Origin of the sequence: Micromonospora sp. DT62 (genome assembly GCF_049847285.1) — a bacterium.
GTDB classification, from domain to species: Bacteria; Actinomycetota; Actinomycetes; order Mycobacteriales; family Micromonosporaceae; genus Micromonospora; species Micromonospora reichwaldensis.
In genome coordinates this window covers 153839-170280 of sequence record NZ_JBNCOB010000009.1, presented here as the reverse complement: position 1 = coordinate 170280, position 16442 = coordinate 153839, and the positions used below count along the sequence as shown (strand labels likewise).

The following is a 16442-nucleotide window of genomic DNA, read 5'->3' as shown; positions in this document are numbered from 1 at the left end:
TCCTGGGCATCTAACCATCCCCGCCGGAGACCGGCTCTGCTCACCGGCGGAGCCTCCCCTTACCCCGGCCCCCCGCTTTCCATCTCCGAACACCAGTGCGAGAGTGCAGGACGTGACCACCGACGGCTTCAGCTCGGCGCACACGGCGCCGCGCCACGACCTGAAGCCGTCGTCCGACCGCTCCGGCCCGGCGCACCCGGCGCCCGCCGACCTGCTGGGCCGGCTGCGCGCCCGCACCGGCGCCGACCCGGTCACCCACGTCGAGCGGGTGCCGGCACGGGCCGGCGAGCCCGCCCCGTGGCCGGACTGGGCACCGGAGGAACTGCGCGCGGCGTTCGCCCGACGCGGCGTGGTCGCGCCCTGGCGGCACCAGGCGGAGGCGGCCACCCTGGCGTACGACGGCCGGCACGTCGTGGTGGCCACGGGCACCGCGTCCGGCAAGTCCCTGGCCTACCAGCTTCCCGCGCTGGCCACCCTGCTCGCCGACCCCAGGGCCACCGTGCTCTACCTGGCGCCGACGAAGGCGCTCGCCGCCGACCAGTTGCGCGCCGTCGCCGCGCTGGAGCTGGAGGGGGTACGCCCCGCCTGCTACGACGGGGACACCCCGCGCGCCGAACGGGAGTGGATCCGCAAGCACTCCCGGTTCGTGCTGACCAACCCCGACATGCTGCACCACGGCATCCTGCCCGGGCACGCCCAGTGGTCCGGTTTCCTGCGCCGGCTCACGTACGTGGTGATCGACGAGTGCCACACCTACCGGGGGGTCTTCGGCTCGCACGTCGCGCACGTGCTGCGCCGGCTGCGGCGGCAGTGCGCCCGGTTCCGGAGCACACCCGTCTTCGTACTGGCCTCGGCCACGTCCGGCGACCCGGCGACGGCGGCGGGGCGGCTCACCGGGGTGCCCGTGACCGCCGTGACCGAGGACACCTCGCCCCGCGGCGGGGTGACGTTCGCGCTCTGGGAGCCGCCGCTGCTGCCACGGGACTCCGCCGCCGACCAGCAGGCGGACCTCATCCAGGTCCGCCGGTCGGCGCTGCGGGAGACGGCCGACCTGCTCGCCGACACGGTCGCCGAGGGGGTACGCACGCTGGCCTTCGTACGCTCCCGGCGCGGCGCCGAGGTGGTCGCGGCGAACGCCCGCCGGTCCCTCGACGAGTCGGTGCCCGGGCTCGGCGACCGGGTGGCCGCCTACCGGGCCGGCTACCTGCGCGAGGAGCGACGCGAACTGGAACGCGCGCTGCTGCACGGCGACCTGCTCGGCCTGGCCTCGACCAACGCGCTGGAGCTGGGCGTCGACCTGGTCGGCCTCGACGCGGTGCTGATCTGCGGCTACCCGGGCACCCGCGCCTCGCTGTGGCAGCAGGCCGGCCGGGCGGGGCGCTCCGGGCAGGAGGCGCTCGCCGTGCTGGTCGCCCGGGACGACCCGCTCGACACCTATCTCGTGCACCACCCCGAGGCGCTGTTCGGGCGGCCGGTGGAGGCGACCGTGCTCGACCCGGCCAACCCGTACGTGCTGGCCCCGCAGCTCGCCTGCGCGGCGGTCGAGGCGCCGCTGACCCCCGACGACCTGGCACTCTTCGGCGACGGGGCGAAGGAGGCGGTGGACCAACTGGTGGCGGCGGGAGCGCTGCGGCAGCGGCCGACCGGCTGGTACTGGCGGCACCGGGAGCGGCCGGAGGTCGACCTGCGCGGCGAGGGCGGCGCGCCGGTCTGCGTGGTCGAGGCGGCGACCGGGCGGCTGCTCGGCACCGTCGACGGCGGCTCGTCGCACTTCCTGCTCCACCCCGGCGCGGTCTACCTGCACCAAGGCGTCTCCTACGTGGTCGACTCGCTCGACCTGGCCGACGGGTGCGCGCTGGTGCACCCCGAGGAGCCGGACTGGTCCACCCACGCCCGCGACGTCACCTCGCTGTCGGTGGTGTCGGTCCGCTCGTACGTGGACGCCGGCCCCGTCGGGCTCTTCCTCGGCGAGGTCGACGTGACCAGCCAGGTGGTGTCGTACCAGCGGCGACGGATCGCCACCGGCGAGGTCATCGACACCCGCCCGCTGGACCTGCCGGCCCGGGAACTGCGTACCGTCGCGGTCTGGTTCACCCTGTCGCCGCAGTCCCTGACGGCCGCCGGCGTGGAGCCCGCCGACGTGCCGGGCGCGCTGCACGCCGCCGAGCACGCCGCGATCGGCCTGCTGCCGCTCACCGCGACCTGCGACCGCTGGGACATCGGCGGACTGTCGACGGCGGTGCACCCGGACACCGAGGCCCCGACGGTCTTCGTCTACGACGGGCACCCGGGTGGGGCGGGCTTCGCCGAGCGCGCGTACGGGACGGCGGCGGCCTGGCTGCGGGCCACCCGCGACGCGATCGCGGAGTGCGGCTGCGAGGCGGGCTGCCCGTCCTGCGTGCAGTCCCCGAAGTGCGGCAACGGCAACAACCCGCTCTCCAAGCCGGACGCCGTCAAGGTGCTGGACGTGGTGCTCGCGAACCTGCCCGACGGCGTACCCGCACCCCGCCCGTCCGGCGACTCGCCCGTCAGCTCGTCCGGCGGCTCGTCCGGCGACTCGCCCGTCAGCTCGTCCGGCGGCTCGTCCGGCGGCTCGTCTCTCAGCTCGCCCGGCGGTTCGTCCGGCGGCGATGTCACGGTTCCGGGACGCCGTGCGGTTCGGGACGCCGTGCTTCCGGGCGGCCCTACGGTCCCGGGGGAACGCGTCGCTCCCGACGACACCGCCCCGGGCGGCCCCGGAGGTCCGGGCGGCGCCCCGCCCCGGGTGGTGGAGACCGGCTCGGGGGCCGCCTCCGTCCCGGGTGGCGGAAGGCAGGCATAGAAACCCTTCGCTCGGGGCAAACGAAGATGTGGGAGCGCTTCCATCGCTGCTCGCGGACCTTGCCGTGCTTCCCGTCGAAGGAGGAGTCGTGGCCGACACCATCGCCGAGACCGTCGACCTGCTCTACGCGATCGACCAGGAGAAACTCACTCCCGATCAGCAGATCGCCCTGGGCACCGCGCTCGCCAGCCTGGCACAGGCCGAGCGCCTGGAGCAGATCAACGAGCGGCTGCGCAGCATCCACCAGGTCCTGAACGCGTGGGCGCTCAAGGCCACCGCCGACGGAGGCCGGTGAACCGGCTCCGCACCGCACAGCACGGCCGAGGCGATGTTCCGGCCGTGGCATGGCTGCGGTGTCGTGGCGGGGCTGCGGTCGTGGCGGGGCTGCGGTCGTGACGGGGTTGCCCGTCGGACGGCACCGCCGGGCCGGCACGGTACGGGTCGGGCAGCGCGGCAGGGTCCGGGCGGGGTAGCGGGGGCCGGCAGAAACCGCCGCGTGCTGGCAGGACGGGCCGCGTAGCCTGCGGGAAGGGACGCGTGACCTGTCGGCGGCGGCACGGGTGAAGCTGTGCGACACTCCGGCGACCCCTCGAAGGAGAACCCATGCAACTCGAGAACCTGCAGGCCCAGCAGCAGTTCCACATCCGGCAACGGCTCCGGTTGATGGTGAACCAGTACGAGGTCCACGCCGTGGCACCGGACGGCTCCGAAGGTGGCCTGCTGGCGTTCGCCCAGCAGAAGCGGCTCGCCTTCAAGGAGCAGGTGACGATCTACACCGACGACTCGAAGCAGCAGCCCCTGCTCGGGTTCAAGGCCCGCCAGCGTCTCGACCTCGGCGCCACGTACGACGTGACCGACCACGCCGGCAACCCGATCGGCCTGTTCCGCAAGGACTTCGCCCAGTCCCTGCTGCGGTCCACCTGGCACGTCGAGCAGGCCGGTCTGCCGCAGGTCACCGGCCAGGAGCGCAGCATGCCGGTGGCGCTGCTGCGCCGGTTCGTCGACTCGCTGTCCTGGCTGCCCTACCACTTCGACTTCGTCGCCGGCGGTCAGCCGGTCTTCTCCGTCATCAAGCAGTGGGGCCTGCGCGACCGGTACGTCGTCCAGATCCACAACCCGCAGGTCGACCGCCGTCTCGTGATCGCGATGGCCGTCGCCCTCGACGCCCTCCAGGGCCGCTGATCCACCCGGGTCGGGGTGCCGACTTCCGTCGCCCCGGCCCGGTCGCGTCCGACGCGAGTGCGTCACGTCTCCCGCAGTTCCTCCGGCACGGTGCCGCCTGCCGCTCAGCCACGGACCGGGCCGGCGCGGGCGCTGGCCGCCGCGACCCGCGCCAGGCCGGGCAGCGGGGTGACGGCCACCTCGGCGGTCACCAGGACGTCGAGGCCGTCGAGTCGACAGGCGAGCAGCCGGCCACCGTTGGCAACGGTGATCTCAGCAGCCCGGCCGCAGGCCGCCGGCTCGCCCAGGAGGGCCTCGCCGGCACCGGCCAGCGCGCCGAAGTCCGCCGCCACCCGGGCCTGCTGCCGGGCCGTCCGGGCCGCGCCGACGGCGGCACCGAACAACCCGACCATGACGAAAGCCAGCCCCACGGCGAGCAGGCAGACGGTGGCCCCACCACGCTCCCCCGTCCGCCCCGCCGCACTTCCCCGCACTCCCGCCACGCTCATACGGACTTCCACCCCGGTAGGGGTCGCGGGCCAGCCGTTCCCATCGCCCTGCCGGTCAGGGTTCCGCCGGTCGCGGCCTCCGATCCGTCCCGTCACGGTCCGTCCTCCGCCGGCTCGACGCCCGGAGGCGCGGGCTCCGTGACACCGGGCCCCACGGCGTCCGTCCCCACGACACCGGGTTCCATCGCCGCGACCGCCGTCGCAGTCACAGAGATCCGGGGCAGCCGGGAGCCGAGCGCGCGTACGGGCGCCCGGACGGTGGCGACGACCCGCTGACCGTCGACGGTGACGGTCACCTCCGCTCCCGGCGGTGCCGCCCGGCTGGCAGCGGTCGCCCCGTCAGCGCCCCGGGAGGCAGCGAGTGCCGCCTCCCGGGCCGCGTGCAGGCAACCCGCCCTCGTGCCGACGGCGTTGACCGCCGACAGCCCGGCGAGCAGGAGCAGCAGGAGCGCCGGCAGGCCGGCCGCCAGTTCGGCGGTGAAGGAACCCCGGTCACGGCCGGCCGACCGGCGCCCGGTCACTTGAGCGCCCGGTCGATGACGGCGGTCAACGCGGACTGCACGTTGCCGGAGGTCAGCACCTTCAGCAGGATCCCGGCGAAGGCGACCGCGGCCAGGGTGCCGACGGCGTACTCGGCGGTGTTCATTCCGGCGTCCCCGCGCAGGCGGGCGAGCAGTTTGCGCATGTTCCTGTCCTTTCTTGACGATGGTCAGAGCACGTCACCGAGGACGGCGACGATCACCGGCACCAGGCCGGCGAGAATGAAGGCCGGCAGGAAGCAGAGCCCCAGCGGCAGGACGATGAGCACGCCGGCGCGGCGGGCGGCCGCCTCCGCGGCCATGGAGCGGTCGGCGCGGAGGTCGTCGGCGAGTCGGGTCAGCGCGCCGGCCAGCGCGGCTCCGCTGTTCGCGCTGCGAAGCACGGCGGCGGTCAGCCGCTCGGCCCCCGGCACCGCCGCGAGCGGAGCCCACGCCTCCTCGGGGCCACCGCCGAGTCGCAGCAACCGGCCGACCCGGGCGAGCCGGTCGGCGAGCGGCCCGTCGAGCGCCCCGGCCACGGCCAGGATCGACCTGTCCACGGGCGCTCCCGCCCGCATGGCCGCCGCCAGCAGGTCGGCGGCGAGCGGAAGATCGGCCGCCTCGCGCAGCCGCCGGTTCCGTACGGCCGGCGGCTCGATCCGACGAAGCAGCCGGTCGAGCAGCAGCGTCGTCGGCAGGGCCGCCACCACCCCGGGCCAGCCGCCGACGATGACGGCCACGGCCACGCCGGCCAGACCGGCGGCGACGCGGATGGCGTCCGGCCGTCGCCGAGGCGGGACGTCACCGGTCGGGTCGTCGTCGGGACCGACCGGTCGGCGGAGCGAGGCGGCCGGGTGCACGCCGACCGGCGCCCGGCGCAGCGCGCGCAGCCGGCGCAGGGGCCGCCGCCCCGCCGCGAGCATCGCGGCGAGCAGGACCGCCGCCGCCACGAAGCCCACTGCCAGCGCCATCCGGGGCATCAGCTCACCCGGCCCGGTGACGCGCCGAGCCGCTCTGCCCAGAACAGTCCCGCGACCTGGAGCGCGATGGCGACGACCGCGCACGCACCACCGACGGGGGTGTGCAGCAGCACCGCCACCGGATCGACGCCGATGCCGTAGCCGAGCCCGATACCGCCGAGCGGCAGGGCGGCGAGCAGCAGAGCGGTGGCCCGTGCCCCGGCCGCCTGGGCCTCCGCCGCAGCCAGTCCACGGTCGGTCGAGCGGGCGTCCGCCTCGATCCGCTCCAGCAACTCCGCCAGCGGCGCGCCCGTCTGGTCGGCGAGGCGTACGGCCGCGCGGGCCAGTCGATCCAGGCGCTGTGCCCCGCCCCGCTCGTCGTGGGCCCCCGCGTCGCCGCCCGGGGATCCGCGATCGGTCCCTGCCGGGCCGGGGGTGAGCCGCTCGGCGGCGACCGGTACCGGCAGGCCGGCCCGGAGGTCCGCAGCCAGCCCGCAGAGCTGGTCCAGCCGGTGCCGCCGGGCCCGGACGGCGTACCGGCCGTCCTTGCGTCGGAGCAACGCGCGAGCGGCCAGCGTGCCGTAGGCGCCGACGGCCACCGCCGCGACCGGACCGGCCAGCAGCAGCCCGGCTCCGGTGCCGGCCGACGCGGCGAGCAGCAGGGTGCGCCTGGGGGACGCCGCCAGCGCGTCCGGCCGGAGCCACCTCGGTCGCCGGCCCTCGCCGGGCGGATCGGTCACCGCACCGGGCCGGCGCGGCGGGGTAGCCGCCGGGGCGGGCGTGCCGCCGGGGCGCCGGGCGTCCCGCCGACCCGGCGGCCGGACCCGACCGGGGTCTCCGCCACCGCGCGGCGTGTCCCGGTGGTCGAGGTGGCGCACGGGTCGGGTCGGGCCCGCAGGTCGCGTCAGCCGAGGATCGCCATCCCCTCCTCGCCCAGCGCCACGGTCGTCTTCGGCCGGCCAGGGCCAGGGCGACCGGTCGGCCACGTCCCGCGACGCCCACCGATCCCCGCCGAACGTCTCGGCGGTCGGGTCAAGGCGCAGGTGAAGGTCGGTGGCCGAGGCCTCCGGCTCGCACCCACTGCCGGGAGGGCCGCTGGCCGGGCCTGCCGGCGACTGCCGGAGGCGAACCGGGGACTCGTCGCGCGGATCGCGACGACCGACGGCCTGCGGGCGAGGAATGCCCTCGCCGGTGCGCGCCGCCGTACCGTCCACGCCCCAACCGGGTGTCTGGCGCAGCTCGGTGATCCAGGCGACGAGCGGGTCCTCCCCGCCGGCACGCGCACTCCCACCGACGCCGGCGGCCAGCACGCCCCGCCGGGTCCGGCCACCACGCACCACACCCGCCACCAGCACCGCCGTCACCAGGACCGAGAGCAGCGCCACCAGCGCGTACGGGGCGGTCACTTCGGGCCCGCCGATCCGGGCCACGGCTCGGTCAGGACCGGCGGAACCGGTACGGCCCGCTCCCGCAACATGTCGGCGAGCGCCCGGGCGGCGCGGTCCGGCCCTCGCCCGCGTACCCAGGCGGGAACTGCCGTGACCAGCCGGTCCGGGCCCTCCGGCAGGAGCAGGCAGACCGATTCCAGTACGCGCCCCTCGGTGCTCCGGCGCACCTGGAGCAGTACCTGGAGTGCGGCGGCCACCTGGGCATGGAGCGCGGCACGGGGCAACCCGCCGAGCATCCCGAGGGCCTCCAGCCGCGCCGGCACGTCCGACGGGGCGTTGGCGTGCAGGGTGCCGGCTCCGCCGTCGTGGCCGGTGTTCAGGGCGGCCAGCAGGTCGACCACCTCCCCGCCCCGGCACTCGCCGACCACCAGTCGGTCGGGCCGCATCCGCAGGGCCTGCCGCACGAGGTCGGTCAGCCCGACCGCGCCGGAGCCCTCCACGTTGGCCGTCCTCGCCTGCAACCCGACGACGTGCGGGTGCCGGGGATGCAGCTCGGCCGCGTCCTCCACCAGCACGATCCGTTCGGTGGCGGGGACCAGTCCGAGCAGCGTGTTGAGCAGCGTCGTCTTGCCGGAGCCGGTGCCACCGGTCACCAGGTACGCCAGCCGGGCCGCCACCACGGCGGAGAGCACCGGCGCCACCGGTCGGGGAATCGTCCCCCGGCTCACCAGCTCGTCGAGGGTGAAGGGCCGCTGCCGGAAGGTCCGCAGGGACAGGTAGGGCCCGTCGGTCGCCACCGGGGGCAGCACGGCGTGCAGCCGGGTGCCGTCGGGAAGCCGGGCGTCCGCGTACGGGGAGCCGTCGTCGAGCCGCCGACCGGCGCTGGCGGCGAGCCGCTGCGCGAGCCGGCGTACGTCGTCCACCGTGCCGATCGGCACCGCGACCTGGTGCAGGCCCCGCCCCCGGTCGACCCAGACCCGGACGCCGTTGACGAGTACGTCGGTGACCTCCGGATCGGCCAGCAACGGGGCGAGCGGACCGGCTCCCACCAGGTCGTCGTGCACCTGGTCGGCCATCCGCAGCACGGCGGTGTCGCCGAGGACGGCGGCGGTGGGCTCCGCCCGTACGGCGGACACGATCGCGGCGGCGGTGACCGGCGTCGCCGCGGCGGCCATGCGCTGTCGCACCCGGGCGGCGAGGGTGTCGCCCTCGGACGGCCCGGTCATGCCGCACCCGCCGCCGGCGCGCCCGTCAGTTCGGCGACGATCCGCTGGCAGAGCGCCGCCAGCGGGCCTCGGCCGTGCGCGGCCGGCGCCTCGCCGCGCTCCAACCCGCGAGCCAGCGCCGGTTCCGGGCGCAGCGTGCCGGCCAGCGGCAGCCCGAGCGCCCGGGCCACCTCCGCCGCTCCCAGGCGGCCCGGTGCCGGACCGCGCACGATCACCGACAACGCGGCGCAGTGCGGGGCGGCGGCGGCCACCACCCGGGCCGCCGCGGCGGTGGCCCGCAGCTCGGCCGGGACCACCACGTGTACCTGGTCCGCCGCCTGCAGCGCGGTCACGGCCGCGTCGTCCAGTTGCCGGGGCAGATCGACCACCACGAGGTCCCTGCCCCGCCGGGCGGCGTCGACGGTCGCCGCCATCGCCTGGGCGGGGAGGGCGAGCAGGTCGCCGCGGTCCCAGGAGAGCACCACCAGGTCGCCCCGGCTCGGCAGGGCCCGTACCAGCGCCGGGGCGTCCACCCGGCCGTCGGCGCCGGTCAGCGCCGGCCAGCGCAGCCCTTTCAACTGCTCCCAGCCGAGCACCAGATCGAGCCCGCCGCCGAGCGGGTCGGCGTCGACGAGCAGGGTGCGCAGCCGGGCCCGGGCACCGGTGACGGCGAGCCCGCCCGCCAGGATGCTCGCCCCGGCACCGCCCCGCCCGCCCAGGACCGCGACGATCCGGGCGCCGCCACGCTCGACGCCCTCCGGCCCGCACTCGGCGAACCGGTCGACCAGCCAGGGCTCGGCGGCGGGCAGCGTCGCCACGTGCTCCGCGCCGATCAGCTCGGCGACCTGCCAGCCGGGATCGAGCTCCCCGGACCGCCCGACCAGCACCATCCGGGGCCGCTGCGGCAGCCGCGCCCGCAGGCAGGGCTGGGCCTGGTCGGCGCCGACCAGCACGAGCGGGGCCGGCAGCCAGCGGGTGCGGGCCGCGGCGGGGTCGGCGGCGAGTTCCACCTCGACTCCGCCCGCCGCGGCGAGCCGCAGCAGGTCGTCGAGCAGGTCGCCGTCCGAGGTGACGAGCAGCGGCCGGGGCCGGTGCGGCGGGACGGAGGTACGGGGTGGCATCGCGGCCTCCAGCGGTCGGGCTCGGGGTTCCTGACCCGAGACCCTGCTCCGACGCCACCCCGAACGCCGCCCCGTCCCCACAGCCTGTGGACAACCGCGTGCCCTGTGGACAACGCCCGCCGGACGAGTCGATCTGCTATGGACCCGGGCGGATCGCAGCGCCTCCCAGCTCCCGAAACACCCCGCCTATCGCCAGGGCGGCACGGGCACCCAACGGACCGTACGAATCGATAGCCTGCGCTGCATGCATCGCAGTCGCGTGTACGCCATCCTGATCGACACCCCTCGTGCGGAGGCGGCCCGGGCGGTGGCCTTCTGGTCGGGAGCCCTGGGTGCCCCAACCGAGTCCGACCCGTCGTATCCGCAGTTCATCGGCCTGCACGACGCCCTGCCCGGACTGGTCACCGCCGTGCAGGAGGTCGACGACGAGCCCCGATTCCACCTCGACTTCGAGACCGACGACGTCGAGGCCGAGACGGCTCGCCTGGTCGCCCTCGGTGCCACGCGGGTCGCGCAGTGGCAGGAGTGCCAGGTCCTGCGCGTACCCGGTGGGCATCTGGTCTGCGTGCTGCCGGTGGAGAGCCGGCCGGAGGTCTTCGACGCCGGGGCCCGGACCTGGCCGTGACACCCTGTGCCGGCACGCGGAGAGCCCCCGGCCCTTGCTGCCTCGCTGCCTGACCGCTCGCCTACAAGACGGTGTGCCCTGTCCTACCGTTCGCACGCGTTGCGACTCGAGATGGCGTCCGCTTCCCGGGCCAGTCGTGCGTCAACGGCTGACGCCCCGGTTCGCCCCAGCCAGAGCCGCGCCGCCTCGACGTCCTGTTCGGTTGGCGGATGGGACGGTGGTCGTCGCGCGCATGTGAGGTCATTGGACGAGGTGCACCAGCCGGCATGAGAAGCGGCGGTACGCACGGATCTGGCCACGTCCTCGGCCTGCTGGCGTTGTTCGTCGGAGATGAGGGCTCGACGGCTTCCGTCTTGCGCGTGGTCGCCACAGAACGAGCTGCGGTCCGCGTCCGCCCCGAAGATCGGACATCCAATCTTGTCGGCCTGCTGAGCGTTCGGATCTATCGCGGCATCTCGGCGACTCCACCACAGGCCGCCAGCGGCAGCCGTCAGCAACATCATGACCACGGCGGATGCGCTGCTCGGCGGCGGTTCGCGGCGGGCGACGGGGGTCCTGACAACCGCAAGGTCCTGATCCTCACCCTGAGGGTCGTAGATGACCAGGCCGTGCCGCTCCGCCAAACTCCCCCGTGATGGGGAGGACTCCGTTGCCGGATTTGCGTCTACTGGGGGCATGGACTCCACTGCGCTCCCGACCGATCGCCCCCAGCCCCCTGCGCGCCCCGGCGTCGCTGTAACCGTGACCGGTCAGCTGGTGGCCCTGTGCTGCATCGGGTTCGCGGCCGTCAACGTCTTCTTCGAGGTGACCGCCCATTTCGCCGACGGCCCCTATGCCGAGTACGCATCGGCGATCGCCGTGATGAACTGGCTCGTCACCGGGCTGAAGGTGATCGGCGCGGCAGTGGCACTGTTATCGGTCGCCAAACGCCCGAGGGTTCTTTCTCCGGCGCATCTGGGCGTGTTGCTGTGGGGAGCATTTGCGTTGCTCGGCGTGTACGCCCTCGGCAGCGTGGTGCAGGCGGTCGGCATGGCCTCGGGCCTGGCTGGCAGCGCCGACCAGATCGACCTGGCCGGAGTCGCTTACGTGCTGTTCTTCCTGTTGATCGCAGCTGGTTACGGTGTCCTGGCGATCTCCTACTCACGGCGCAACAGGCTTCGGAAAGGGGTCGCCATCCTCGGCGTCCTCGGCGCGCCGGTGATGCTGGGCGTGGTCCTGCTGGCCGTCCCGATGTTGCTGCTGGCTGCCCTCGGCCTCATGCCTGCGTCCTGACCGCGGGCTTGTGCGGCCCTGCTCGCTCGCGACCGGGTCGGGCGCGCCCACTGCGCCGGTCGAACTTCCGCCGCCGGGTCTGGTTGCCCTCGCTGGTGTGTGCCGGGCTGCTCGGCCAGCTCCTCAACACCGGCCCGCATCGGTACCGCGCCGCCTGGCCGGACCGGGAGGGCGTCGAGTGGTCCGCCGAGCTCACCGCCGAGCGGGAAGCGGTCGCCTGCGTGGCAACGAAGGGCTTCCGGCGGGATGCGGTTCCACGACCTGCGGCACGCCTACGCCACTGGCTGGTCACCGACGGCGTCCCGCTCGACCTGGTGCAGCGGGTCATGGGCCACGAGCAGGCGTCGACGACGCTGAATCGTTATACGCACAGCCCCGGACGACTACGCCGCCCGGGTCCTGACGGCCTTCGACAGCTCTGCCGCCTCCCTGCTGCCTCTGGTCGGAATTTGCCCTCGGACAGCGGCCTCCACGGGGATGGAGACGATCTGTGACCTGCGCAGAAGCGCTCCCGCCGGAAAGGGACGACCCCCGTCGGGGGGAGACGGGGGTCGTCGAAGGTTCGGCTCCGGGGGGGTCGAGCCGAACCCACTCAGCGGTCACGGGGGGTGCAACCGCCGAGGGTCTGCATGTCGTACGAGATGTGAACACTCGTCGCATCAGCAAGTCTGCCTGAGCGGACCTGTATACGTCGAGTGGTGTCTCCTCCACTCCGTGCGAAATAATGTTCGCAGAGTGTGACCATCATCACGATGAGCGAGGGTGGCGGAGGGCCGGCCCGCAGGTCCGAGGGGTCGCCGGGCCCCGGGCACCCGCCGACCATAGACCATCCGGCTAGACTTTCGCGCCGTGGGCCGAAGTGCCGCTTTCTTCGATCTGGACAAGACCGTCATCGCCAAGTCGAGCGCCCTGGCGTTCGGTCGGCCGTTCTACCGGGACGGCCTGATCACCCGGCGTGACGTGGTCAAGTCGGCGTACGCGCAGCTGATGTTCCGGCTGGGCGGCACCGACGCGCAGACCATGGCCAGGACCAGGGACTACCTCGCCGCGCTCTGCAAGGGCTGGCAGGTGGAACAGGTCCGCCAGATCGTCGCGGAGACGCTGCACGAGCTGATCAACCCTTACGTGTACGCCGAGGCCGCCGCCCTGATCGAGCAGCACCAGGCCGCCGGCCGGGACGTCGTCCTGGTCTCCGCCTCCGGCGAGGAGATGGTTCGCCCGATCGGCGTGCTGCTCGGGATCACCGACGTGATCGCCACCCGGATGGGCGTGGTCGACGGCCGCTACAGCGGCGAGGTCGAGTTCTACGCGGCCGGCTCGAGCAAGGTCGACGCGGTCGGTGAGCTGGCCGCCGAGCGCGGCTACGACCTGGCCGACTCGTACGCCTACTCCGACTCGTACAGCGATCGGCCGCTGCTGGAGTGCGTCGGCCATCCCTCGGTGGTCAATCCGGACCGGCAGCTGCGCAGACTCGCGGTCGAGAACTCCTGGCCGGTGCTGGAGTTCCGGCACCCGATCCCGCTGGGGCGGCGGCTACGCGAGCGCCCGGCCGTTCCGGTCGCCGCCGCGGCGCTGGGCGTTGGCGTCGGCGTGGCCATCGGCATCGCCTGGTACGGCCGGCACCGCCGCACCCGCGCCGCCCCCGCACCCGCCTGAGCCGCGCCCTTCCGGCCCGGCCACCGAGCACGACCACCTGAGCCCGTCCGCCTGAGCCGCGAGGCCGGCACCCGCCCCGACAGGCGACCGCGGTCAAGGCGTGGACGGGCCGGCTCAGGCCGCCGCGAGGACCTCGTCGCCGATGGTGGTGAGCTGGTCGGCGCCCACCTCCACCGCCGCCATGTAGTGGCGCAGCCAGGAGCGCAGCCCGTCCGGGGTGCCGGTGGCGAAGGCGCCGGCCGAGCCGACGTACTCCGGTTCGCGCTCGTGGTGACCGACGTCCACGGCGAGCAGGCCGCGCGGGTCCAGCCCGCTGGACAGCAGCACCAGGCGGGCGGCGCCCCGGGCCACCACGCCGGACGGCCCGGCGAAGGGGCGCAGGTTCAGCAGCTCGCCGTGCACGACGGCGGCCAGCACCAGCGGCGAGACCTTCGTGCCGCCGGCGACGAGCCCCGCCAGCCCGTCCAGCCGGGCCGCGACGACCGGGTCGGCCACCGGGCGGCCCAGCTCGGCCTCGCCGACGACGTCGCGGGCGGCGAGCACGTGCAGCCTGGCCAGCGCCTGCCGGGGCGCCTTCGGCCAGAGCTCGGACAGCCCGGGTAGCGCCCCGGCGACCCGAAGCGCGCCCTGCACCACCGGCTCGGTCACCGTCCCGGCGCGGACCGCCTCGCGCTCGCGGGCGTACCCCTCCAGGGCGGCGCTGGCCACCGCGGACCGGAGGCTGACCTCGGCCGCGACCTGGCCGCCGTGCCGGCGCAGCGCACGGTGCCCCAGGGCCTGGTCGAACCGCTCGCGGGCCCGCTCCACGGCGGGGGCGACGTCGGCGAGCGCGAGCAGCGGGGCGAGCGGGTCAGCGGTCACCCCGTCACGTTATCGACTGCCCGGCGCGACCCGCCGACGAGCCGCCCGGAAGCGACCGGTGCCACCCCGTGAGCGTCCGGCCGGCGAGCTGCCCGGGCAAATGGCGGCGGCCCGCGTCGCCGTCCGGCGCGCGATGGGGGCCGCTCGGCGCGTGTCGGCCGGACCGGCGGTCGCCCGTGCCGGCCGCCCCGACTAACCTCGTGCCCTAGAGAGACGCAGGTCACCCGAGCGACGAGGGAGTACGGCATGAGCGAGGCATTGGCCAATCTGCTGAACGAGACGCGCCAGTTCCCGCCGCCAGCCGAACTCGCCGCGAACGCCAACGTCACCGCCGACGTGTACGCGGACGCGGACGCCGACCGGTTGGCCTTCTGGGAGCGGCAGGCCGGGCGGCTGACCTGGGCGAAGCAGTGGGACCAGGTGCTCGACTGGTCGAAGCCGCCGTTCGCGAAGTGGTTCGTCGGCGGGCAGCTCAACGTGGCGTACAACTGCCTGGACCGGCACGTCGAGGCGGGACTGGGCGACAGGGTCGCCATCCACTGGGAGGGCGAGCCGGGCGACACCCGGACCATCACGTACGCCGACCTGCACCGGTTGACCTGTCAGGCGGCGAACGCGCTCACCGACCTGGGCGTCACCGCCGGCGACCGGGTGGCGATCTACCTGCCGATGGTGCCGGAGGCGGCGGTCGCGATGCTGGCCTGCGCGCGGATCGGCGCCACGCACAGCGTGGTCTTCGGCGGCTTCTCGGCCGACGCGTTGACCAACCGGATCCAGGACGCCAGCGCGAAGGTGGTGATCACCGCCGACGGCGGCTACCGCCGGGGCAAGCCGTCGGCGCTGAAGCCGACCGTGGACGAGGCGGTGGCGAAGTGCCCGTCGGTCGAGCACGTGCTGGTGGTGCGCCGCACCGGCGAGGAGGTGGCCTGGTCGGGCAAGGACCGCTGGTGGCACGAGACGGTGGAGACCGCCCCGGCGGAGCACGCCGCGCAGCCGTTCGACGCCGAGCACCCGCTGTTCATCCTCTACACCAGCGGCACCACGGCCCGCCCGAAGGGCATCCTGCACACCACCGGCGGCTACCTGACCCAGACGTCGTACACGCAGCACGCGGTCTTCGACCTGAAGCCGGAGACCGACGTCTACTGGTGCACCGCCGACATCGGCTGGGTGACGGGGCACTCCTACATCGTCTACGGCCCGCTCTCCAACGGCGCCACCCAGGTCATGTACGAGGGCACCCCGGACACCCCGCACAAGGGCCGGTTCTGGGAGATCGTCGACAAGTACAAGGTCAGCATCCTCTACACCGCCCCGACGCTCATCCGCACGATGATGAAGTGGGGCGAGGACATCCCGGCCGGTTACGACCTGTCCTCGCTGCGGCTGCTGGGCAGCGTGGGTGAGCCGATCAACCCCGAGGCGTGGATGTGGTACCGGCAGCACGTCGGCGGGGGTCAGCTGCCCATCGTGGACACCTGGTGGCAGACCGAGACCGGGGCGATCATGATCTCGCCGCTGCCGGGCGTGACGGCGACCAAGCCCGGCTCCGCGATGGCGCCGCTGCCCGGGATCGTCGCCGACGTGGTCGACGACCAGGGCCAGTCGGTGCCGAACGGCGGCGGCGGCTACCTGGTGCTGCGCGAGCCGTGGCCGTCGATGCTGCGCACCATCTGGGGCGACGACGACCGGTTCATCGAGACGTACTGGTCGCGGTTCGAGGGCATGTACTTCGCCGGGGACGGGGCGAAGAAGGACGACGACGGGCACATCTGGCTGCTGGGCCGCGTCGACGACGTGATGCTGGTGTCCGGGCACAACATCTCCACCACCGAGGTGGAGTCGGCGCTGGTCTCCCACCCGTCGGTGGCCGAGGCGGCGGTGGTCGGCGCGACCGACCCGACCACCGGGCAGGCCATCGTCGCGTTCGCCATCCCGCGCGGCACCACGGACATCGCTGGCGACGCCGGCGAGAAGCTGATCGCCGAGCTGCGCAACCACGTGGCGAAGACGCTCGGCCCGATCGCCAAGCCCCGGCAGATCATGCTGGTGCCGGAGCTGCCGAAGACCCGCTCGGGCAAGATCATGCGCCGGCTGCTGCGCGACGTGGCGGAGAACCGCTCGCTCGGCGACGTCACCACGCTCCAGGACTCGTCCGTGATGGACCTGATCTCGTCCGGCATGGGCGGCGGCAAGTCCGACGAGGACTGACGCAGGCGTACGCCCCGATGGGTGGCGGTCCCACGCGGACCGTCACCCATCGTCGTTTCTTACGGGTGTGCGACCGACCGGATGCGCGCTGTCACATCGGTCGGTCGGGTGAGCCGGGTGAAGCTGAACGGTCAC

At 74.4% G+C, this 16442-nt stretch carries 14 protein-coding genes and 1 pseudogene; 7 read left to right on the top strand and 8 right to left on the bottom strand.

The genetic code is table 11. The features are described 5' to 3' along the window. Nucleotides 1-160: 160 nt before the first annotated feature. The 3 genes and pseudogenes from ACPXCB_RS15885 to ACPXCB_RS15875 form a co-directional block, all read left to right on the top strand. Nucleotides 161-2515: pseudogene (locus ACPXCB_RS15885) on the top strand (DEAD/DEAH box helicase); the annotation flags it as partial. Between the two features lie 394 nt (nt 2516-2909). Beyond that, nucleotides 2910-3116, top strand: a complete 207-nt coding sequence (locus ACPXCB_RS15880) for a hypothetical protein (protein ID WP_425876100.1) — start codon at nt 2910-2912, stop codon at nt 3114-3116. A gap of 308 nt (nt 3117-3424) precedes the next feature. Continuing rightward, complete coding sequence (locus ACPXCB_RS15875; RefSeq protein ID WP_425876098.1) at nt 3425-4003, top strand: hypothetical protein; 579 nt, start codon at nt 3425-3427, stop codon at nt 4001-4003. Between the two features lie 104 nt (nt 4004-4107). On the opposite strand, the gene ACPXCB_RS15870 is transcribed toward ACPXCB_RS15875, so the two are convergent. The 7 genes from ACPXCB_RS15870 to ssd all read right to left on the bottom strand — a co-directional run bounded on the left by ACPXCB_RS15870 (nt 4108) and on the right by ssd (nt 9682). Next, nucleotides 4108-4491 carry an Rv3654c family TadE-like protein gene (locus ACPXCB_RS15870; protein WP_425876096.1) on the bottom strand — a complete coding sequence of 128 codons (384 nt, stop codon included), beginning with the start codon at nt 4489-4491 and terminating at the stop codon, nt 4108-4110. Nucleotides 4492-4583: 92 nt separating this feature from the next. Then, nucleotides 4584-5012 carry a TadE family type IV pilus minor pilin gene (locus tag ACPXCB_RS15865; protein ID WP_425876094.1) on the bottom strand — a complete coding sequence of 143 codons (429 nt, stop codon included), beginning with the start codon at nt 5010-5012 and terminating at the stop codon, nt 4584-4586. Then, on the bottom strand, nt 5009-5176 hold the full coding sequence (locus ACPXCB_RS15860) for a DUF4244 domain-containing protein (protein ID WP_076470820.1): 168 nt from the start codon (nt 5174-5176) through the stop codon (nt 5009-5011). The genes ACPXCB_RS15865 and ACPXCB_RS15860 overlap by 4 nt, the downstream gene beginning before the upstream one ends. Nucleotides 5177-5200: 24 nt before the next feature. Further along, the gene (locus tag ACPXCB_RS15855) at nt 5201-5932 is read right to left on the bottom strand and encodes a type II secretion system F family protein (RefSeq protein WP_425876187.1); all 732 of its coding nucleotides are present in this window, start codon (nt 5930-5932) and stop codon (nt 5201-5203) included. 56 nt (nt 5933-5988) lie between these two features. Beyond that, complete coding sequence (locus ACPXCB_RS15850) at nt 5989-6954, bottom strand: hypothetical protein (protein WP_425876185.1); 966 nt, start codon at nt 6952-6954, stop codon at nt 5989-5991. Between the two features lie 416 nt (nt 6955-7370). Beyond that, a complete protein-coding gene (locus tag ACPXCB_RS15845) occupies nt 7371-8582 on the bottom strand; it encodes a TadA family conjugal transfer-associated ATPase (protein ID WP_425876092.1) in 1212 nt (403 codons plus the stop codon). Next, on the bottom strand, nt 8579-9682 hold the full coding sequence (ssd, locus tag ACPXCB_RS15840; protein ID WP_425876088.1) for a septum site-determining protein Ssd: 1104 nt from the start codon (nt 9680-9682) through the stop codon (nt 8579-8581). The genes ACPXCB_RS15845 and ssd overlap by 4 nt, the downstream gene beginning before the upstream one ends. Nucleotides 9683-9926: 244 nt before the next feature. Between ssd and ACPXCB_RS15835 the strand changes: the two genes are divergently transcribed. The 3 genes from ACPXCB_RS15835 to ACPXCB_RS15825 all read left to right on the top strand — a co-directional run bounded on the left by ACPXCB_RS15835 (nt 9927) and on the right by ACPXCB_RS15825 (nt 13235). Further along, nucleotides 9927-10307 carry a VOC family protein gene (locus tag ACPXCB_RS15835; RefSeq protein WP_425876086.1) on the top strand — a complete coding sequence of 127 codons (381 nt, stop codon included), beginning with the start codon at nt 9927-9929 and terminating at the stop codon, nt 10305-10307. A gap of 741 nt (nt 10308-11048) precedes the next feature. After that, on the top strand, nt 11049-11579 hold the full coding sequence (locus tag ACPXCB_RS15830) for a hypothetical protein (RefSeq protein WP_425876084.1): 531 nt from the start codon (nt 11049-11051) through the stop codon (nt 11577-11579). Between the two features lie 849 nt (nt 11580-12428). After that, complete coding sequence (locus ACPXCB_RS15825; RefSeq protein ID WP_425876082.1) at nt 12429-13235, top strand: HAD family hydrolase; 807 nt, start codon at nt 12429-12431, stop codon at nt 13233-13235. A 114-nt stretch (nt 13236-13349) separates the two neighbouring features. Here ACPXCB_RS15825 and ACPXCB_RS15820 read toward each other — a convergent pair whose 3' ends face one another. Next, nucleotides 13350-14096, bottom strand: coding sequence for an oxidoreductase (locus tag ACPXCB_RS15820; RefSeq protein ID WP_311413667.1), 747 nt, complete (start codon nt 14094-14096; stop codon nt 13350-13352). A 246-nt stretch (nt 14097-14342) separates the two neighbouring features. Here ACPXCB_RS15820 and acs point away from each other — a divergent pair, with 246 nt between their 5' ends. Continuing rightward, nucleotides 14343-16307, top strand: a complete 1965-nt coding sequence (acs, locus tag ACPXCB_RS15815) for an acetate--CoA ligase (RefSeq protein ID WP_425876080.1) — start codon at nt 14343-14345, stop codon at nt 16305-16307. Nucleotides 16308-16442: the final 135 nt, after the last annotated feature.